The 18,866-nt window shown below is 73.0% G+C and carries 17 protein-coding genes; 5 read left to right on the plus strand and 12 right to left on the minus strand.

Annotation, left to right across the window (positions count from 1 at the left end):
- The first annotated feature begins 66 nt into the window (after positions 1–66).
- Together aceB and JOD48_RS14065 are read left to right on the plus strand one after the other, a co-directional pair.
- Positions 67–1,851 carry a malate synthase A gene (aceB, locus tag JOD48_RS14060; protein ID WP_204809576.1) on the plus strand — a complete coding sequence of 595 codons (1,785 nt, stop codon included), beginning with the start codon at positions 67–69 and terminating at the stop codon, positions 1,849–1,851.
- A gap of 256 nt (positions 1,852–2,107) precedes the next feature.
- The gene (locus tag JOD48_RS14065) at positions 2,108–3,100 is read left to right on the plus strand and encodes a hypothetical protein (protein ID WP_204809577.1); all 993 of its coding nucleotides are present in this window, start codon (positions 2,108–2,110) and stop codon (positions 3,098–3,100) included.
- A gap of 23 nt (positions 3,101–3,123) precedes the next feature.
- Here JOD48_RS14065 and JOD48_RS14070 read toward each other — a convergent pair whose 3' ends face one another.
- The 4 genes from JOD48_RS14070 to JOD48_RS14085 form a co-directional block, all read right to left on the minus strand.
- On the minus strand, positions 3,124–5,076 hold the full coding sequence (locus tag JOD48_RS14070; RefSeq protein ID WP_204809578.1) for a glycerophosphodiester phosphodiesterase: 1,953 nt from the start codon (positions 5,074–5,076) through the stop codon (positions 3,124–3,126).
- Between the two features lie 71 nt (positions 5,077–5,147).
- Entirely contained in the window at positions 5,148–6,029 is an 882-nt protein-coding gene (locus tag JOD48_RS14075) for a DUF1353 domain-containing protein (protein ID WP_204809579.1), read from the minus strand.
- An 11-nt stretch (positions 6,030–6,040) separates the two neighbouring features.
- Positions 6,041–7,156, minus strand: a complete 1,116-nt coding sequence (locus JOD48_RS14080) for a 5'-nucleotidase (protein WP_204809580.1) — start codon at positions 7,154–7,156, stop codon at positions 6,041–6,043.
- Between the two features lie 49 nt (positions 7,157–7,205).
- Complete coding sequence (locus tag JOD48_RS14085) at positions 7,206–7,733, minus strand: hypothetical protein (RefSeq protein ID WP_204809581.1); 528 nt, start codon at positions 7,731–7,733, stop codon at positions 7,206–7,208.
- A gap of 261 nt (positions 7,734–7,994) precedes the next feature.
- On the opposite strand from JOD48_RS14085, the gene JOD48_RS14090 reads away from it, so the two are divergent.
- A complete protein-coding gene (locus JOD48_RS14090; RefSeq protein WP_204809582.1) occupies positions 7,995–8,822 on the plus strand; it encodes an alpha/beta fold hydrolase in 828 nt (275 codons plus the stop codon).
- Between the two features lie 57 nt (positions 8,823–8,879).
- Here the strand turns inward: JOD48_RS14090 and JOD48_RS14095 are convergent, their stop codons facing one another.
- Entirely contained in the window at positions 8,880–9,602 is a 723-nt protein-coding gene (locus JOD48_RS14095; RefSeq protein ID WP_191788749.1) for an alpha/beta hydrolase family protein, read from the minus strand.
- Positions 9,603–9,706: 104 nt separating this feature from the next.
- Positions 9,707–10,096, minus strand: coding sequence for a YccF domain-containing protein (locus tag JOD48_RS14100; RefSeq protein ID WP_191788748.1), 390 nt, complete (start codon positions 10,094–10,096; stop codon positions 9,707–9,709).
- Positions 10,097–10,233: 137 nt separating this feature from the next.
- Here JOD48_RS14100 and JOD48_RS14105 point away from each other — a divergent pair, with 137 nt between their 5' ends.
- Positions 10,234–10,983 (plus strand): YggS family pyridoxal phosphate-dependent enzyme, encoded by a 750-nt coding sequence (locus tag JOD48_RS14105; protein ID WP_204809583.1) that lies wholly within the window; start codon positions 10,234–10,236, stop codon positions 10,981–10,983.
- Between the two features lie 121 nt (positions 10,984–11,104).
- Positions 11,105–11,491, plus strand: coding sequence for a hypothetical protein (locus JOD48_RS14110; protein ID WP_204809584.1), 387 nt, complete (start codon positions 11,105–11,107; stop codon positions 11,489–11,491).
- A 41-nt stretch (positions 11,492–11,532) separates the two neighbouring features.
- Here the strand turns inward: JOD48_RS14110 and JOD48_RS14115 are convergent, their stop codons facing one another.
- From JOD48_RS14115 to JOD48_RS14140, 6 genes are all read right to left on the minus strand, one after another.
- Complete coding sequence (locus JOD48_RS14115; protein ID WP_191788745.1) at positions 11,533–12,507, minus strand: N-acetylmuramic acid 6-phosphate etherase; 975 nt, start codon at positions 12,505–12,507, stop codon at positions 11,533–11,535.
- Positions 12,504–13,814, minus strand: a complete 1,311-nt coding sequence (locus JOD48_RS14120) for an anhydro-N-acetylmuramic acid kinase (protein ID WP_191788744.1) — start codon at positions 13,812–13,814, stop codon at positions 12,504–12,506. Before JOD48_RS14120 ends, JOD48_RS14115 begins: the two co-directional genes overlap by 4 nt.
- Positions 13,811–15,373, minus strand: coding sequence for a glycoside hydrolase family 3 N-terminal domain-containing protein (locus JOD48_RS14125; protein WP_191788743.1), 1,563 nt, complete (start codon positions 15,371–15,373; stop codon positions 13,811–13,813). Before JOD48_RS14125 ends, JOD48_RS14120 begins: the two co-directional genes overlap by 4 nt.
- Positions 15,370–16,179 (minus strand): carbohydrate ABC transporter permease, encoded by an 810-nt coding sequence (locus JOD48_RS14130; RefSeq protein WP_225226517.1) that lies wholly within the window; start codon positions 16,177–16,179, stop codon positions 15,370–15,372. The genes JOD48_RS14125 and JOD48_RS14130 overlap by 4 nt, the downstream gene beginning before the upstream one ends.
- A gap of 140 nt (positions 16,180–16,319) precedes the next feature.
- On the minus strand, positions 16,320–17,336 hold the full coding sequence (locus tag JOD48_RS14135) for a carbohydrate ABC transporter permease (RefSeq protein ID WP_372440744.1): 1,017 nt from the start codon (positions 17,334–17,336) through the stop codon (positions 16,320–16,322).
- A 7-nt stretch (positions 17,337–17,343) separates the two neighbouring features.
- Entirely contained in the window at positions 17,344–18,651 is a 1,308-nt protein-coding gene (locus tag JOD48_RS14140; protein ID WP_204809585.1) for a sugar ABC transporter substrate-binding protein, read from the minus strand.
- Positions 18,652–18,866: the final 215 nt, after the last annotated feature.

The following is an 18,866-nucleotide window of genomic DNA, read 5'->3' on the forward strand; positions in this document are numbered from 1 at the left end:
GTAGAGGGCTCCCTCTACCCCGACGACTCCCCTCCGCCTCGCGGCACAGACCATCGGAGCCATGCCATGCCCAGCACCGCCAGCACGCTCAGCACCCACTCCTCCGGCCCGACGACGTCACGCACCTCGTCCGGTCAGCACCCCGGCCCCCAGCCGGGCCACCACGACGGGCGAGTCGACAGCCCTACCCGCGCGACGCCGTCGGGCACCCTGGACGTCACCGGGCCCCTCGGCGAGCGCTACCGCGAGATCCTGACCCCGGGCGCCCTCGACTTCCTCACCGCGCTGCACGACCGCTTCCTGGCCGCCCGCCACGGGCTGCTCATGGACCGCCAGCAGCGCCGCCAGGACGTGGCCGACGGGATCGACCCGGACTTCCGCGCCGCCACCCGGCCCGTGCGCGACGACCCGTCGTGGCAGGTCGCCGGCTCGCACGGCGCCCCCGGGCTCGAGGACCGCCGCGTCGAGATCACCGGACCCACCGACCCCAAGATGGCGATCAACGCCCTCAACTCGGGCGCCAAGGTGTGGCTCGCCGACCAGGAGGACGCGTCGTCGCCCACGTGGCGCAACGTGATCGAGGGCCAGCTCGCGCTCCACGACGCGATCCGCGGCACGCTCGCGTTCACCTCTCCCGAGGGCAAGGAGTACGCGCTGCGCTCGACCGAGCTGACCGACCTGCCGACCATCGTGTTCCGGCCCCGCGGGTGGCACCTGATCGAGAAGCACCTGCGCTACGTCGACCGCGCGGGCGTGGCGGTCTCGGCGTCGGCGTCGCTCGTGGACTTCGGGCTGTACTTCTTCCACAACGCGCGCGAGCTCGTCGAGCGTGGCCGCGGACCCTACTTCTACCTGCCCAAGCTCGAGGGCTACCGCGAGGCGCGCGTCTGGAACGACGTGTTCGTGTTCGCGCAGGAGTACCTGGGGATCGAGCAGGGCACGATCCGCGCGACCGTGCTCGTCGAGACCCTGCCCGCCGCGTTCGAGATGGAGGAGATCCTGCACGAGCTGCGCGACCACTGCGCGGGGCTCAACGCGGGCCGCTGGGACTACCTGTTCTCCGTCATCAAGTCGTTCCGCACGCGCGGCGACCAGTACGTCCTGCCCGACCGCTCGCAGGTGCCCATGACCGCCCCGTTCATGCGGGCCTACACCGAGCTCCTCGTCGCGACGTGCCACCGGCGCGGGGCGCACGCGATCGGCGGCATGAGCGCGTTCATCCCCGACCGCCGCCGCCCGGACGTGACCGAGAAGGCGTTCGAGCAGGTGCGTGCGGACAAGCGTCGCGAGGCCGGCGACGGGTTCGACGGCACCTGGGTCGCGCACCCCGACCTCATCCCCGCGGCGCGCGCCGAGTTCGACGCCGTGCTGGGCGACCGGCCGCACCAGGTCTCGCGCCGGCGCGACGACGTGAGCGTGGGGCAGCACGAGCTGCTCGACATCGGGTCGGTGCGCCGTGCGGGCGCGACGGTCACCGCGGCCGGGCTGCGGTCCAACGTCTCGGTCGGCGTCCGGTACATCGAGTCGTGGCTGCGCGGCGTGGGCGCCGCGGCGATCGACCACCTCATGGAGGACGCCGCGACGGCCGAGATCTCCCGCTCGCAGGTGTGGCAGTGGATCGCGTCCGGGACGCGCACCGACAACGGCGTGCCCATCACGCGGGCCCGCGTCGAGGCGCTGCTCGCCGAGGTCGTCGACGACCTGCCGCGCGGCGAGGGCAACCGGGTCGACGACGCCGCGCACGTGTTCCGCGCCGTCGCCCTCGCCGAGGACTTCCCGACGTTCCTGACCATCGGGGCGTACTCGCAGTTCCTGGTCGGGTCGCCCGTGGACGGGCCGCGCGAGGGCTGACCACCTGAGCGCCGGCCGCTGCCGGCGGAGGTCGACCACCGCCCGCTGCCGGCGGAGGTCGAGAACGGGGTTGAGGTCGTCATCGAGGGGATGACGACCTCAACCCCGTTCTCGAGCGCACAGAACACCGGCTGAACTGCGCAGATGCCACTGGCGCGCCCGGTCCGGCGGGTGCGATGATCCACCCGCACGGCGCGCGAGCTGCCGAGCGACACCCTTCCTGGACCGTCCGGTCCCGTCGCCCCGTGGAGCCTTCGTGAGTGACCTCTTCGCCCCGCCCTCGTCGTCGCCGAACCAGCACTCCGGCGCGGGAGCACCCGGTCCCGCCTCCCCGACGGCCCCGTCGCCCGTCCCGCCGGCGAGCCCCGCCACGACGGCTCCACCAGCCGCGGGGTACCCCGTGGCGACGGCGTACCCCGGCCCCGGGACGGCCGCCCCGGCCGGGGCTGCGGCACGCAACCCGTACGCCGCGTACCCACCAGCCCCGCAGCACGGGGACGGCGGCGCGTACGGCCCGGGTCACGGTGCCTCGCACCCTGCGCCGGCCGCGTCTCCGTACGCGAACCCCCCGGCCGTCCCAGGAGCTCCCGCCCCCGGTGGGAGGACGGGGCCCTCACGCGTCCTGGTCGGCGTGCTCGCGGGGGTCGCGGGCCTGGTGATCGGGGGCGTCGGCGCGACCGGCGTGACCCTGGCCGTGGTGGCGGGCAACGAGCTCTTCGCGGGCGCGGAAGCGGCGGCCGACCCGTGGCCCCTGGGACCGGCACCCGACGAGGAGTCGTGGGACACCTACGGCGACCAAGACGTCGCGGGCCGCGACGGTGGCACGGTCGAGGACCCCTGGCTCCTCTCGGACGAGGTCTACACCGAGGAGTGGTCGGTCCTGCTCGACGCACCCTACGAGGCGACGGCCGAGGTCCTCGCGCACGACGATGTCAACGTGCCGCCCGCCGACGGCATGGAGTACTGGATCGTCCCCGTCCACGCGACGTACTTCGGCCCCTCGCTCGAGGCGAGCGCGCCGCAGTCCATCACCCTGGAGCTGGTCGACGGAACGGGGGCGGTCTTCGACGGCCGGTGCGGCGTCGTGCCCGACGGCCTGACGGGCAAGGGGTTCATGTCCACGGACGAGTCCGTCTCGGGCAATGTCTGCCTCCCCGTGCCCGCGGGCGCACCAGGCCTGTGGCGGCTCACGATCGACGACTACATGCCGGTCTACCTGACCACCGACCCATCGACCACCGAGTCCTGAGACCTGTCCGCGGAGGCCGACCGTCACCACGCGAGCGCGTCGCGCAGCTCGTCCTCGAGCCGCGTGGACAGCGCCGTGTCGTCGCGCACCACGGCGCGCTCGGCTACGGCACGGCGCGGGCTGCTCGTGATGATGCCGTCGACGCCGCTGCGCAGCTGGGCGCGCATCGCGGCGGGGTCGTTGACGGTCCAGACGTAGACGTCGATCCCGGCCGCGCGAGCCTCGGCGCGCACGCGGTCGGAGTCGGAGGACTGCTCGATCGCGACGAAGTCGACCGGCAGGCCGCCGAGCGCTCCGCGCAGGAACGGGACGACGTGGCCGACGGTGATCTCGGGGCCGAGCGCCCGCACCTCGGCGGCCTGCTCGGGGTAGATCGACTGGACCAGGTACTCGTCGGCGACGCCCTGCGCCCGGAGGAGCGAGACGACGTCCGCGACGAACGTCGGGGTCTCGTGGCCGTGCGCCTTGAGCTCGACCAGGAGCGGCACGTCGAGCTCGCGGGCCCGCTCGACGAACTCTTCGAGCGACGGGATCCTCGCCTCGAACCCGCCCTGGCGGATCGTGGTCGCGGTCAGCTCGTCGAGCGTCATGGTGTGCACGGCACGGTCGGAGCCCGCGAGCCGCCGCAGGGTCAGGTCGTGGAAGACGACTAGCCCGCCATCGGCAGCCTGGAGCACGTCGAGCTCGACGTAGTCCGCGCCGAGCGCCGCGGCCGACTCGAGCGACGCGATCGAGTTCTCGACGCCGCCGCCCGGGTCGCCCCGGTGCGCGACCACCGCACCGGGCTCCTCCCGCGCGAGCGTGGTCATGGCCCGGGTGTTGGCCACCGTGACGGCCAGGAGCGCCAGCACGGCAGCCAGCCCGACGACGGCACCCACCGCGCGCGGCCGGCCCGCCCGGCCGCGGCGCAGGACCGGCGGAACGCTCGCCGACCCGCGCACCGCCCCTGCGGTGTCTCCTGCGGGCCCCCCTGGTCCTGCCCCGGCGGACGGGACGACCACCTCCGTCGCGGGCGCGACGGTCCCGGCCCGAGCGGCGCCGTCGGGCAGCGGCGCCCGGTGCTCCGCCGCGACCGCGACCACGACCTGTGTGAGGAGCGCCGTGACGAACCCCGCGAGCACGAACCCGGCCACCTGCACGACCGTGAGCGTCGCCCCCGCGACGACGGGCGCGAGGCCCGGGGTGTGGAGGTCCGCGACCCGCGTGGGGACCAGCGCGAGCGTCACGACCCCCGCGGCGACCACGAGCACCGCGAGACCCACGACGGCGAAGACGCCGAGGAGGCGCGGCCACGACCGCCGGGTCGCGCGCCAGCTCTCGCCCATGGCCCCGGCGACGGACACGTCCGAGGTCAGCAGGATCGCGAGCGTCAGCACCAGGCGCAGGTTGAGGAACAGGACTCCCGCGAGGAACGCGAGGTAGACGTACAGGCCACCCTCGAACTTGAGGAGCTCCCCCACGACGAAGTCCGGGATCGCGATGCCCCGCACGAGGAACGCCGCCATGCCGAACCCGCCCACCGGGACGAGCACGAAGAAGTACCCGACGAACAGCACGAGCTGAGGCCCGAGGAGCCGGCGGCTCGCGCGGGCGAGGTCGTGCGCGACGGCGCGCGCCGAGACCGGCTCCCCCGCCCGTACGCGCACGCCGATCGCGAGGAAGGCCCCCTGCTGGACGAGGACCACGACCGAGGCGACCAGAGCCAGCAGCACCAGCAGGAGCACCGCGCCCGGGCTCGACAGGACCCGCACCACGTCGAGGTGCGTGAACGAGGGGACGCCCGCGACCGCCAGCGCCTGGTCGAACAGCCACACCAGGAGCGGGACGACGACCAGGCCCGTGACGACCTGGAGGAGGACGACGGTCAGGAGGTAGGTGGGCAGGTGCGTGCGGACCGTGCGGGCCGCGGGGAGCACCAGGCTGGACCTCGCTCCGTCGTCGAGGGGGCGCACGGCGGGTCGGGCGGCGGAGGGCACGAGCGCAGCCTACGGGCGTGGCGCGCGGGGCCGGTGGGTGCGGTGCCCCCGAGAGCCCGCCGGGCGAGACTTCACCCGGTCGCCGGGTACGTGATGCGGGTGGTCGGGAGGTGCTCCGCCGCACCCCCGCCGGCCGGGGCGTCCTGCGCCCGGACACCCGCACGGCCGCCCTCCCCCAACCCCACGACGAGCTCGGTCACGAACGTGAGCACGATCAGCGGGAGCAGGAGCGGCAACGCGACGAGACCGGTCCCGACCGCGCCGAGCATGCTGCCGACCGCCGCAGGCACCCAGCGCTCGGCACCGCCCTGGCGACTCTCGACCCCGGCCCACGTCGCCTGGGCGAGCAGCACGACCAGCGCGACCGCGGTCACGACCAGTGCACCCACGAGCCAGGGCCCGGCCGTCCCCCCGGTCAGCGCGCCCGCGACCACCAGGCCGAGCGCGACGAGCCCGGCGACGACCGCGAGCAGGAACACGACCGCGACCGGCAGGCTCCCGAAGATCCGGACCGCAGCCCACATGAGCCACCGCCGGACCGGGCCCGTGCCGGTCTCGCGCAGGGTCTCCCGGAAGAGACGGTCGGCATCGCGTCGCGCGGCCCGCCGACCGCTCGGCGGTACGTCGGAGTCCGCGAGCGCCCGCGACGTCGCATCGTGCAGGATCGCGGGCAGCGTCTGACGCCCGTAGCTCGCGATCACGCCCCACAGCGGCATGGGCACCGACGCGAGGTCGGTCACGAGGCCCGCCGGGACGGTCTGCTCGATCGACGCCCTGCGCCACACAGGGCCGGTCGGGCTCTGCTCGTCGGCGCGACGAGAGGTGTACCCGAACGGGGTGAGGACCTCGAACCAGACCTTCCACCGACCGGACACCGGCAGCTGGCGCAGGTCGACCGTCGCGGCGGGGACCCAACGGTCCCGGTCCCCGGGCAGCGGCGCGACGAACGGCACGGCGACCCGCCTCAGCCGGCCGGGGCAGGAACCGGGGCCGGCGCGGGCGCGGGCGCGGGAGCTCCGCCGTCGGGGCCCGGCTCGACCGGAACGGCCGCCACCGGCACCTCCTCGTTCGTCACGCCGTACGGCACCAGGACGCTCGCGACCTCGCGCGCCACCGGGTCGAGGTGCCCGCGCTGGTCGTCGAAGAAGATGTGCGGGCGCAGGACCCGCAGCACGCGCCCCTTGTCGGCGCCGCCCATGAAGAACGCGTCGTTGACCGTGACGCCCCACGAGCGCAGCGTGTTCACGGCCCGCTCGTGCGAGGGCGCGCTGCGCGCCGTGACGATCGAGACGCGCACCCGGGGGCGGTACGTCGGGTCCTCGACCACCCGCTCCTCCTCGCGGCGCTGGATCGTGCTCAGCGCCCGCAGGAAGGGCAGGATCGGCCCCGCGTGGTGCTCGGTGACCTTGCGCGCGCTCTCGTACCGGTGGAACTGCTCGAGACCGTCCGACTGGAAGATGCGCTCGGCGCTGTCGTCGGCGAGCACGCCGTCGAAGTCGAAGGCCACGCGCAGGGCGCCGTCGTCGGCCGCGCCGTCCGAGTCCTCGCCCGGGCTCTCACCCGAGGCGACGGGCACACCGGGCGTGCGCTCCGCCGTCGGGCCCGCTGCGGCGACGTGCCCGACGGCGGCGCTCCCCAGGACCTGCCCGGCCGGGTGACCCAGCAGGGTCGCCGTCCGGACGTCGCGCGCGTCCCCCGACAGGAAGAGCGAGATGTTGAGCGCCGGGATGTACGCGTACGGCGCGAGGCCCTGCGTGAAGATCGACCGGCTGATCGGCAACCCGTGCGCCGCGACCGAGCTCATGACGCGCAGGCCCGTCGTCGGGTCGTTCTTCGACAGGACGAAGACCTCGACGAGCGGGTCCTGCGCGCTGGGCGACAGGTCGTTGAGGCTCAGGAGGCGCTGGACGAACTCGAACGCGACCCCGGGGCGCAGCGTCCGGTCCAGGTGCTCGTCCTGGTACGCGCGGTACGCGTCGATCCCCTGCTCGTCGAAGACGCGCTGCGAGTCGGACAGGTCGAACAAGGCGCTCGAGGAGACACCGACGACGAGCCGGTGATCGAGGTCGTAGGGCGGCACGGGGCTCCTTCGTCGGGACTGGCGGGTTCGTCGGGAACGGCTCGGCGCCTCAGGACTGGTCGGTCGAGCGGCGGACCTGGTCCTGCGGGTGGCGGCGACGGTACCGCACGACGCACTCCTTGCACATGGGCATGGTCGGCAGGCGCGCGGACTCGCGCGGCGTCATCTCGCCGATCACCTTGGCGCCGCACAGAGCCCGGTCCGGGTGCACGATGTGCCCCCACTCCGACTCCCAGCGGTACCCGAACCGGTACGGCGGACGGACCTGGAACTCGCGCACCTGCGGCGCCGAGCGCAACGCCTTGGCCTTGTCGATACCGTCCTCGCCCCCCGTGCCGTACCCCAGGGGCTGGCGCTGGCACACGTGCCGGACCCGGAACGGCATCGTCGCCTTGTACGCGAGCTGCGTACCCGGCACCGCCCCCCGGTTCGACGTCAGGAACCAGCGCACCTCGTCCCCCGCGTGCACGCTGCGGACCTCGTCGAGCGCGAAGGCCCGACGGCGTCCGTCATAGCACGGCAGCCACTGCACGTCGCCGCCGCACTGCTCGCAGCGGCCGATGCGGACCTCGCTCATGCGGGGTCCGCCGACGCGTCGTCGGTGGGTGCCACCGGTGCTGCTGGCACGTGGACGGGCAACAGGGACCTCCGACAGGTAGGGGGCGGGAACGGCCGAAGCCACTGTACGTGCCGTGACCCACGCAGTGGTCTCGGCCCAGAACGCCCCGCCGGAACCACCGGGCCTGCCGAGATGCTGCCCTGAGACGCGACCAGCGCACCCAGCAAGCGGATCACCGCACCGGTGGCCCCACCGGACCCGCAGTGCCACGATCGGCTCATGGCCGCGAACACCGCCGGATGGACCGAGGACACGGCGGAGATCGACGGGCACCGCGTGTTCTACCGGCGCAGTCCCGAGGTCCCCGACGCCCTGCCGATCGTCCACGTGCACGGCTTCGGGATCTCCGGCTCGTCCCTCCTGCCCACGGCCGAGGTCTTGGCCGCACGGGCCACGAACCTCGTCCCCGACCTGCCGGGGCACGGCCGGAGCGAACGGTGGGACTACACCCTCGGCATCCCTGGGCTCGCGCACGCCCTGATCCGCATCCTCGACGCCCTGGGACTCGAGAAGGTCGTGCTGGTGGGCAACTCGATGGGCTGCCCGGTCAGCCTCGAGATCGCGCACAGCGCGCCGGAACGGGTGGACCGCTTGGTGCTCGTGTCGCCCGCCGGGGGCCGCCACAACCAGGGGCTCGCACGCGCCGTCGGCCAGCTCGCGCTCGACGGTCCCCGCGAGAGCCCGAGGATGGCACGGCTCGCGGTCCCGGACTACCTGCGGTTCGGGCCCGTCAACACGTTCAACCTGTTCAGCGAGCTCACCCGCTTCCCCTCGCTGGAGCGCATCATCACCTCGACGGTGCCGACGCTCGCCGTCGTCGGGAGCAGAGACCCGCTCATGCCACCACCTGCCCGGGTCCGGGAGGTCGGCCGACTGGCGGGGGACCTGACCACGGTCGCCCTCATCGAGGGCGCCGCGCACGCGATCAACTTCAGCCATCCCGGCGAGCTCGCGCACGTGATCGGGTCCTGGCTGGACGGGGTAGAGATCGTCGACGACCCGGACTCCCCCGGCCTGACGCGCGTCCTGCAGCTGCCGCGCAGCTAGCCAGGCTGACACCGTCGGCACGTCGACGTCGACGTCGGCGGCCAGCACATCAGGACGTCAGGTCGGACGCGGTCCGACGATCTGCTCGACCAGGAGCGCGTGGAGTCGTGGGTCGGCGAGCGGCCGGAAGTGCCCGGGGGTGTCGAGGACGACGTCGTGCGCGCCGTCGAGCGTGCTGCCGGCGGGGATGTGCGGGTCCCAGCGGCTGTGCACCGAGGTGATGCGTGCGTTGACGGCGCGCTCGGCCGCCAGGGCCACGATCGTCGCGTCGCTCGGGATGAACGCCCGGACGGCCGGCGCGACGAACCAGCGCGCGTAGACGGAGCCCGCGAACGGCGTGTTGATCGCGATCATCGACGCGATCCGGCCCGGGCTCTCGCGCACCATGGCGAGCTTGCCGATGAGCCCGCCCTTGCTGTGCGCGACGACGACGACGTCGTGCAGGTCCTGCTCCCGGAGGTACCGCGCGAGGAGGACGGCTCCGTCCGCGACGGGGCGCCGGTTGTCCCGGAGCTCTGGGAGGACGTGGACTGCGACCCCGTGGTCGTGCAGCAGGGTGGCCAGCGGCAGGAGGAAGTGCCAGGACTCGTACACCCCGGGCACGAGGACGACGGGTGGCCCGACAGGCCGGTCGGGGTGGCGGAGGTCGTCGGGACCCACCCGGGACACGAGACCGGTCGCCTGCCAGCGCAGCACGCAGGCGTAGTCGCGGACGCGCCACCAGGTCCGTCGCAGGCTCAGCCCCAGACGCGGGCCCACGTCCCGGATCCCGTCGCGCATGGCTCCCCTGTCGTCGTCACGTGCGGTCGCCGTCGGCGTCGGTTGCGGTCACCCTCGGCATCCGTCAGGGTCGCCCTCGGCGGTCCCCACCCGATCCTGACGCGTCAGGCGCCGAAGCGCGCGTTCGTCGGCACGATCTGCTTGCCGAGCGGCAGCAGCGAGATCGGGATCATCTTGAGGTTCGCGATGCCCAGCGGGATGCCGATGATCGAGACGAACAGCGGGATCGAGGTGACCACGTGCCCGATCGCGAGCCAGATCCCCGCGACGATCACCCAGATCACGTTGCCGATCGTGGAGAACGCCCCGGCCGTGGGCTTGTCGACGACCGTGCGCCCGAAGGGCCACAGCGCGTAGCCCGCAATGCGGAAGCTCGCGATCCCGAACGGGATGGTGACGATGAGGACGCAGCAGACGATCCCCGCCACGACGTACCCGATCGCGAGCCACAGGCCCGCGAAGATCAGCCAGATGACGTTCAGGATCGTGTTCATGCCCCGATTCTCCCCCACGGTCGACGCCGCAGCCCAACCCGGTCCCCCGCCGGCCGGCCGTGCGCCGCTGGTGCGCGACGCCGTCGGGCAGCGGACGCCGCGGCCCGGGCGACGGGCCCCGAAACTAGACTGCTCCCGTGCCTTCCCCCCACGACGCCCCCCTCGACACGCTCCGCACCGTCGCCGACCGCTACGCCGCGGTCCACGCCCGCATCGACGCGGCGGCGCTCGCCGCCGGCCGGGCACCCGACGAGGTGCAGCTGCTCGTGGCGACCAAGACGCAAGGCCCCGCGGCGGTGCGCGCGGTCGTCGCCGCGGGCGCGACGCTGATCGGCGAGAACCGCGTCCAGGAGCTCGTCGCCAAGGCACCCGACCTCGCCGACCTGGTCGCGGACGGCTCGGTGCGGGTCCACATGATCGGGCACCTGCAGCGCAACAAGGTCAACCAGGTCCTCGCGACGGCCACGGGTGTCGAGTCGGTCGACTCGCTCGCGCTCGCGGAGGCGCTCGCGAGCCGCTGCGCGCGCGAGGGCCGCACGCTCGACGTCATGGTCCAGGTCAACGTGTCGGGAGAGGCGTCCAAGGCGGGGGTGGGGCCCGACGACGCCGCGCTCCTCTCCCGTCAGGTCGCCGCCCTGGAGGGTCTTCGCCTCACGGGGTTCATGACGATCGGGGCGAACTCTCCCGACACCGCGCTGGTGCGCGCCGGGTTCGAGCGGCTGCGCCGGATACGTGACGAGGTGCTCGCGAGCGGCGCCCCGGGGACGGGAGAGGCGCGCGAGCTGTCGATGGGTATGAGCGGAGACCTCGAGGCGGCGATCGCCGAGGGAGCGACGATCGTGCGCGTGGGGACCGCGGTGTTCGGGGCGCGCCCCCCGGTCGGCTGAGGCGCGCCTGCCCGCCCGTCGGGCACCGCGCCGGCGGAAGGTGGCGGGCCGCCATACTCGTCGTGCTCGAGCCCGGCCCTTTCGCCCGCGACGGGGCACGCGACCCCACGAACGGAGCACGATGCTTCCCCCTCTCGACATCCCGACCTCCGCCCACCCCGTCACGGCCCGGGACATCGCCTACGCGACCGTGGCTCGGGAGGGGTTCCAGGTGAGTCCGATCGGCGAGTACTCGGCTGTCGGCCAGCGGGGGTCGTCGTTGATCACCTCGACCTTCGGTTACCTCACGGACCGGGCCAGCCAGCTCGTACGTGTCCAGATCAACACGTTCGCGCTGGGCGACGCCGGGGCGGTCGTACGGGTGTCTCGTGTGCGCGCCGACATCGTCTCTATCGAGCTCGGCGTCTCACCCGCCGACAGAATCGTGGCCGAGCTGCAGTCGCTGGTCGCAGCGGCGCTGCCCGCTCCGGCGGCGCCTGTTTCGGGCGCCGGCACGAGCGACCGGTAGGGACGCCGCGCGGTGGCCGCGACGCTCGGCCCACCGCGCGCTCAGGCCCCCAGCAGCTCGAGCGCGCGACGCACGCCGGGCGCCCCGGCCCCGCGCAACGCCTCGCGGGCCTCGTCGACGCCGACGCCCGCGAGCAGCATCACGAGCGCGACGTGGATCTCGCCGCCCGCCCGTGCGAGGACTTGCTCGCACTCGTCGGTGTCGAGGCCCGTGGCCTGCACGAGCATGCGCACGATGCGGGCGCGGAGCTTCTGGTTGGTCGGGCGGACGTCGATCATGAGGTTCGAGTACGTCTTGCCGAGCCGGATCATGGTCGCGGTCGAGAAGGTGTTGAGCACGAGCTTCTGCGCGGTGGCGGCCTTCATGCGGGTCGAGCCCGTGACGACCTCGGGGCCCGTGTCGAGGAGGATCGCGACGTCGACGCGCGAGGCCAGGCGTGCCTGGGGGTTGGCGCTCACGAGCACGGTCGCGGCGCCTCGCTCGGCGGCGACGTCGAACGCACCGCCCACGTAGGGGGTGCGGCCGCTGGCCGCGAGGCCCACGACCAGGTCCCCGGCCCGGACCTCGTCGGCGTCGCGCCGTCCGAGCTCGACGTCGTCCTCGGCTCCCTCGACCGCGAGCATCATGGCGCCGGCCCCACCGGCGAGGTGCGCCTCGAACCACTCGTCCCCCACGCCGTAGGTGGGCAGGAGCTCGACCGCGTCGAGGACGCCGAGGCGTCCTGACGTGCCGGACCCGAAGTAGTGGACCTTGCCCCCGCCGCGCAGCGCCGCCACCGCCAGGTCGACGGCCGCGGTGATGTGGTCCGACTGGGCGCGCACGGCGTCGGCGACTCCCGCGTCCTCGTCGGTGATGCGGCGCACGACCTCGGCCGTGGGCAGCAGGTCGATGTCCGTGGTGCGCGGGTTGCGCTCCTCGGTCGGCGACGCGAGACGGAGCACCTCCTGCCAGTCCTCGGCGGCGGAGGCCTGCCCGGCCGAGAGTTCCGCGCGGCTGGCGGGGCGGGTGTCGGTCATCGGTGTGTTCCCTTCGGCATCGGGGCGAGCCCGAACGGGGTGTTGGCCAGCACGAGCCGGCGGATGGGCCCGGTGAACGCGGGCCAGACGAGCGGGGTGGGTGGGGTGAGCGAGCCGAGGACCGCGGCGCGGCGCGCCCCGGTCGAGCGGCGGCGCTGGACTCCCTTGGCGGTGCCGGCGACCCCGTGCGCCGACAGGAAGCCGAGGAGCGCGAAGAGGTACGCCTCCTTGGCGTCGATGGGCATCCCGAGCTGGTCGGCCGTGAGGAGCTCGCAGCCGCCTGGCAGGTAGGCGCGGAGCCGCGCGAGCAGCGTCGGGTTGTGCGCGCCGCCGCCCGAGACGACGACGCGACGCACCTCGCGCTGGGGTGCCGAGGCGGTGTCGCCTGCGCTGCGTCGGTCGGTGGGGATCGACTGGGCCACGGTGAGCAGCCCTTCCGCGATGGTGACCGCGGTGAGCTCGGTGAGGGTCGCGACGAGGTCGGGGCCCGTGAGGTCGGGGCGCACGGACGCGAGCTTGCGCGGCACGTAGGTCGCGTCGAACAGCTCGCGGCCGGTCGACTTGGGGGCCTTGGCCGCGAAGTAGGGGTCGTCGAGCAGGGCGCGCAGCGCGGCCTGGTCGACGGTCCCGGCGGCGCCCAGGGCGCCGTCGCGGTCGAACGGTTCGCCCGTGAGCTCGCGGGCCGCCAGGTCGATGAGGCAGTTGCCGGGTCCGGTGTCCCACCCGGTCACGGGCGCCTCGACCTCGCCGACGAGGGTGACGTTAGCGATCCCGCCGATGTTGAGCGCTGCGCTCAGCCCGGCCGGCGCGCCGTCGGGCGACTGCGGGTCGCGGCCGAGCCACAGGGCGTCGAGGACGCTCACGAGGGGCGCGCCCTGGCCGCCTGCGGCGATGTCGGCGACGCGGAAGTCGCTGATGACGGGTCGCTTGGTGCGCTCGGCGATCCAGGCGGCGTTGCCAAGCTGGAGGCTGCCGTGCGCGCGGGCGCCGACGACCCAGTGGTAGAGCGTCTGCCCGTGCGAGGCGACGAGGTCGACGTCGCCACCGGCGACGTCGTCGATGGCCTGGCGTCCGGCGCGGCCGAACTCCTGCCCGATGAGCGTGTCGAGCTGCGTGACCTCGCCCATGTCGACGGCGGCGGGCGGCAGCGCCTTGAGGATGCGTTCGCGCAGCGCGGCGGGCCACTCGTACTCGGTGTGCCCGAGGGGGCGCATGCGCAGGACCCCGTCGGGGCCGAGATGGAAGTCGGCGGCGGCCGCGTCGATCGCGTCGACCGACGTGCCGGAGGACAGGCCGAGGACGATCATCGGGTCACCTCCGAGGTGAGCGCGGTCAGCTGCCCGACGGCGGCGCGCGCGTTCGCGCGTCCGGTGCCGCAGGCGACGACCACGGTGGTCTGGTCCCCGAACCAGGCGGGGACGGCGTCGGGGAAGCCGGTGTGGACCGCGACGAGGTCGGGCCGGGCGGCGCGCAGGGCGTCGAGCATGCCTGCCTCGCGGCTGCCCGGGACGGGCTCGCGCGTGACGACGACCAGCGGGCGGGTCGGGCCGTCCGCCTGCCGTGCCGAGACCGCGGCGAGCGCGTCCTCCCACCCGGCCTGGTCGGAGAAGGCGTGGAGGGTCGTGTCAGGGAAGGCCCCGAGGATCGCGGTCTGGACGTGCTGGGCGGTGCGCCCGGCGGCGTGGTCGAACCGCTGGCGCAGGTCGACGACCTCGGGCGCGGGGCCGGACGGGTCGAGGTGCGTGGCGGGACCGTGGACGTGCACGGCACGCTCGGCGGCCTCCTGCCCGACGACGGCGAGCGCCTCGAGCGCGGCCGTCGCCTCCACGGGACCGCAGGTCGTGCCGGCAGCAGCCTGGAGCTCGCGCACCCGGCGGACCGTGCGTGCGGTGCGGGCTGCGGACTCACGGAGGCGCTCGACCGTGACCCTGCCCTCCTCGACCGCGGCGAGGAGCGCGGTCTGCGCCTGACGGAACAGCGCCTCGTCGTCGCGACCGACCGTCGTGCCCAGGCACAGCAGGTCCGCGCCGCCCTCGATCGCCTGGACCGCGACCTCGCCGATCCCGTCGCCGCCCGTGACCGCGCCCATGTCGAGGGCGTCGGTGATGATGGGGCCGTCGAAGCCGAGCTCGCGCGCCACGAGGGCGGCAGCGGGCTCGAGCGACACGGGTCGAGGACCGATCGCGGGCACCAGCAGGTGCGCGGTCATGATCGAGTCGAGGTCGACGTCGGGCTCGAAGGCCCGCACGAACGGCGGCAGGTCGCGCTCACGGATCGTGGCGAGCGAGTCGTCGACCACGGGCAGCGACAGGTGCGAGTCCACGTCGGTCGCGCCGTGCCCCGGGAAGTGCTTGCCGCACGCCCCGACTCCCGCGCGGTGCAGTCCCTGGACGAACGCGGCGCCGTGCCGGGACGCGAGCGCAGGCGTCGCGCCGAACGCACGGACGCCCACGACGGGGTTCTCCGTCCGGGAGTTGACGTCGAGCACGGGCGCGAGGTCGAGGTCGACGCCGGTCGCGGCGAGCAGCCGCCCGAGCGCGAGCGCGACCCGCTCGGTCAGGTCCTCGTCGTCGATCGTCCCGAGGGCCGCCGCCCCCGGGATGCTCGACCCGGTCGCGGCCTCGAGCCGGCTGACGTCCCCGCCCTCCTCGTCGATCGCGATCAGCAGGTCGGGCGACACCTCGTGGAGGTGGGCCGAGAGCCGGGCGGTCGTGGCGACGTCGGGCGTGTTGTACGCGAAGTAGATGACTCCCGCGAGCCCCTCCTCGCAGGCCTCGAGGAGCCAGCCCGGGGCGTCGGTCCCCGTGAAACCGGGGAGCAGGACGCCGTTGACGGCGCGCAGCGCGTCGTGGTGCACGGTGGTCATCCCTTCACCGACCCAGCGGTCAGGCCGGAGGACAGGTTGCGCTGCACGAGGACGAAGAAGACGATCACGGGCAGCGTGATGAGGGTCGAGGCGGCCATGACGGCGCCCCAGTCGGTCGTGTTCTCGCCGAAGAACTTCTGCAGGCCGATCGGCACGGTGTACTTGGCCGACTGCTGGAGGAAGGTCAGGGCGAAGATGAACTCGTTCCAGGCGGTGATGAACGAGAAGACGCTCGTGGCGACGACGCCGGGGGCGACGAGCGGCAGCAGGATCTTCCAGAACATGCGGCCCCACGAGGCGCCGTCGAGGTACGCGGCCTCCTCGAGCTCGACCGGGACCGCCGCGACGAACCCGCGCAGCATCCAGATCGCGAACGACAGCGAGAAGGCGATGTAGACGATCGTCAGACCCAGGAGCGAGTTGAGCATGCCGAGGGTGCGCATCTGGAGGAACAGCGGGATGACGAGCGCCTCGAGGGGCACCATCTGCACCATGAGGACGAGCACGAGGATCGACTTGCGGAAGCGGAACCTGAACCGGCTCACCGCGACGGCCGCGAGCAGCGCGAGCACCGACGAGAACACGACCGCGCCGATCGCGACGACGATCGAGTTGCGCAGGTAGTTGCCGAACCCTCCGTCGTCGATCACGGTCACGAAGTTGTCCCACGTGACGCCTGCGGGCAGGAGCCGTGCGCCACGGGTCGCGGCCTCGGGGTCGATCGCCGAGGAGAACATCCAGTACGCCGGGAACAGCGCGAAGGCGAGCAGCGCGACGATGCCCACGACCTTGCCCGCGGTGGGCAGCGGGCGCTTGCGTGCCTTGACCCGCAGGACCTGCGGGGGGCGCGGGGCGTTTCCGTCGATCGATGCGGCCGCCGTGCGACCCGTGCGACCCGCGCGGTCGGCCGTGGGCGGGGTGCTGGACGGGGTACCGGTCAGGGCGCTCACAGCTCCTCCTCCTTGAACAGGGTGCGCATGTACACGACGGTGATCCCGAGCAGGATCAGGGTGAGCAGCACGGCGATCGCCGAGCCCATCCCGTACTTGCCCTGCGCGAAGGACTGGATGTACGACCACACGCCGAGGTTGAAGACCTCCTTGTTGCCGCCGTTGCCGCCGGGCATCAGGTAGATCTGCGTGAAGACCTTGAAGTCCCAGATGGTCGACAGGATCGTGACGACCGCGAAGACGGGGCGCAGGATCGGTGCGGTGATGGTCCAGAACCGGCGCCAGGGCGTGGCGCCGTCCATCATCGCGGCCTCGTGCAGCTCCTTGGGGATCGTCAGCAGGCCCGCGAGGACCGTGATCGCCACGAAGGGGAACCCGTGGTGCACGACGTTGAGGGTCGCGATCGCGTAGAAGCTCAGGCGCTCGGTGAACCAGTTCGTGGTCGCCGGGTCGATGAGACCGACCGAGTCGAGCACCGAGGAGACCAGGCCGTTGAGGGGGTCGAAGATCCAGATCCACACGTACGTGCCGGTGATGGCGGGTACCGCCCAGGCGACCATGATGGCCGTCGAGCAGATGGTGCGCCAGAACGTGCCGAGGTTGTTGAGGAACAGCGCGACGGCCGTGCCCAGGACCACCGTGAGGACGACGCACGCGACCGCGAAGCCGATCGTGTTGGGCAGGACGACGGTCCACAGGAACGAGTCGCCGAAGATCGCGGCGTAGTTGTCGAAACCGATGTAGTTCGACTCGCCCGAGGCGATCTGCCGCAGGCCGTAGTCCTGCAGCGAGATCATCACGACGCGTGCCAGAGGCCACAGGAGCAGGACGCCGAGGACGCCGAGCGCGGGGGCCAGGAGCAGCCACGGGCGCAGCGGCGACTTGTGGCCGAGCACACCGTGCATGCCACGTCGGCCGGCGCTGCGGCGCGGGCTGGAGGAAGGGGCCGGGGCCGGAGCCCGGCGCGTCAGCTGGTCGGCCGACGCGCCGGGAACCGAGTGCAGATCTGCCATGGGCTCGTCAGGACCCGAAGGTCTCGTTCATGTCGGCGGCCGCGGTGTCGGCGGCCTCCTGCACCGTGGCGCTGCCCGAGAGGATCGACTGCAGCATCGTCTCGACCGTCTTCTTGCCCTGGATCTGGCCGTAGAGCGGCGTCACCGGGACCGAGGCGCCGGCCTCGACCATCTGCTGGGCGAACGGCGCGACGAGCGGGTCGTTCTCCTCGATGACCTTCTCCAGGAGCGAGGTCTGGCCGGGGAAGTAGCCGGACTGGTTGCCCCACTCCTGCGCGAACTTGCCGGTCGTCATCATCTCGACGAACTCCCACGCGAGGTCCTGCTTCTCGCTGGCCGCGAAGACGCCCAGGTGCGAACCGCCGAGGAACGAGTCCGACAGGCCGTCGGTCTCACCCGGGATGGGGAACGCGCCGATCTTGTCGGCCATGTCCGGGACGTCCGTGAGGATCTTGCCCGGCGTCCAGCTGCCGGAGATCATCATGCCGACGTTGCCCTGCTCGAAGTTCGACAGGAGGTCGGTCTCCTTCCAGGTCGTCGCGGCCGCGGTCGACAGACCCGCGTCGGTCGCGAGGCCCGTGTAGAACTCGAGGCCCTTGACGGAGTCTGCGGAGTTGATCTCGGACTTCCAGGTGTCGCCGTCCTTGACGGCCAGGTCGCCGCCCGCACCCCAGATGAAGGGCATGGCGCCGTACTGGGAGTCACCGGCGATCGGGAAGGGGATGAGGCCGGGGTTGGCGGCCTTGAGCGTCTCGGCCGCGGCCTGGAGCTCTGCCCACGTCGTCGGGACCGCGATGCCGGCCGCGTCGAAGAGGTCCTTGCGGTAGATGACCGAGCGCACGCCGGCGTACCAGGGCATGCCGTACTGCGCGCCGTCGAGCGTCGCGGACTCGACGAGACCGGGCACGAGGTCCTCCTCGAGGCCCGCGTCCTTGATCCTGTCGGTCAGGTCGGACAGCGCGCCGACGTCGGCGAACTCACCGGTCCAGGTGGTGCCGAGCTCGGCGACGTCCGGCGTGGTGTTGCCCGCGATGGAGGTCGTGAACTTGTCGTGGGCGCTGGCCCAGGGCTGGAACTCGATCTGGAGGTCGGCGCCCGTCTCTTCCTTGAACGCGGTGGTGACCTCGTCGAAGAAGGCGTCCCCGTCGGGGTTGGTGCCTTCCATGATCCAGACGGTGAGGGTCTCGCCGGTGTGGTCGGCGGAGGCTGCGTCCCCCGTGGCCTCGCCGCCGCCGTTGTCCCCACCGCCACATGCGGTGAGGCCGAGCGCCAGGAGGAGGGTGCCCGTGACGGCCACCGTGCTGCGTCGCTGCATGCCGTGACTTCCTTTCTGGTCGGCTGCCGCGTCGCGGCCAGCCGTTCGTCCCTGCGGACCTGATCGTTCGTGGGGGCGTCGGATCGTCGACGCCCTTCGACTCTGAAACAAACTTACATCAGGTTGGGTGTTCGTGAAGATTACCGCCAACCACGGACAGAGGGAAGCCGGTCGCGAAGTTGTGACCTGTTGGTAACCTCGGCGACCCGGCACCA

Source organism: Oerskovia paurometabola, assembly GCF_016907365.1.
Taxonomy (GTDB): domain Bacteria; phylum Actinomycetota; class Actinomycetes; order Actinomycetales; family Cellulomonadaceae; genus Oerskovia; species Oerskovia paurometabola.

What these genes read in the sequence shown, in the direction of transcription:
- JOD48_RS14135 (WP_372440744.1), bottom strand. Translation starts at nt 17,336, where the DNA reads ATGGCAGATCTGCACTCGGTTCCCGGCGCGTCGGCCGACCAGCTGACG.
- JOD48_RS14100 (WP_191788748.1), bottom strand. Translation starts at nt 10,096, where the DNA reads ATGAACACGATCCTGAACGTCATCTGGCTGATCTTCGCGGGCCTGTGG.
- JOD48_RS14120 (WP_191788744.1), bottom strand. Translation starts at nt 13,814, where the DNA reads ATGATCGTCCTCGGCCTGTCCTCCGGCACGTCGGTCGACGCGATCGAC.
- JOD48_RS14125 (WP_191788743.1), bottom strand. Translation starts at nt 15,373, where the DNA reads ATGACCACCGTGCACCACGACGCGCTGCGCGCCGTCAACGGCGTCCTG.
- JOD48_RS14095 (WP_191788749.1), bottom strand. Translation starts at nt 9,602, where the DNA reads ATGCGCGACGGGATCCGGGACGTGGGCCCGCGTCTGGGGCTGAGCCTG.
- aceB (WP_204809576.1), top strand. Translation starts at nt 67, where the DNA reads ATGCCCAGCACCGCCAGCACGCTCAGCACCCACTCCTCCGGCCCGACG.
- JOD48_RS14140 (WP_204809585.1), bottom strand. Translation starts at nt 18,651, where the DNA reads ATGCAGCGACGCAGCACGGTGGCCGTCACGGGCACCCTCCTCCTGGCG.
- JOD48_RS14090 (WP_204809582.1), top strand. Translation starts at nt 7,995, where the DNA reads ATGGCCGCGAACACCGCCGGATGGACCGAGGACACGGCGGAGATCGAC.
- JOD48_RS14115 (WP_191788745.1), bottom strand. Translation starts at nt 12,507, where the DNA reads ATGACCGACACCCGCCCCGCCAGCCGCGCGGAACTCTCGGCCGGGCAG.
- JOD48_RS14085 (WP_204809581.1), bottom strand. Translation starts at nt 7,733, where the DNA reads ATGAGCGAGGTCCGCATCGGCCGCTGCGAGCAGTGCGGCGGCGACGTG.
- JOD48_RS14110 (WP_204809584.1), top strand. Translation starts at nt 11,105, where the DNA reads ATGCTTCCCCCTCTCGACATCCCGACCTCCGCCCACCCCGTCACGGCC.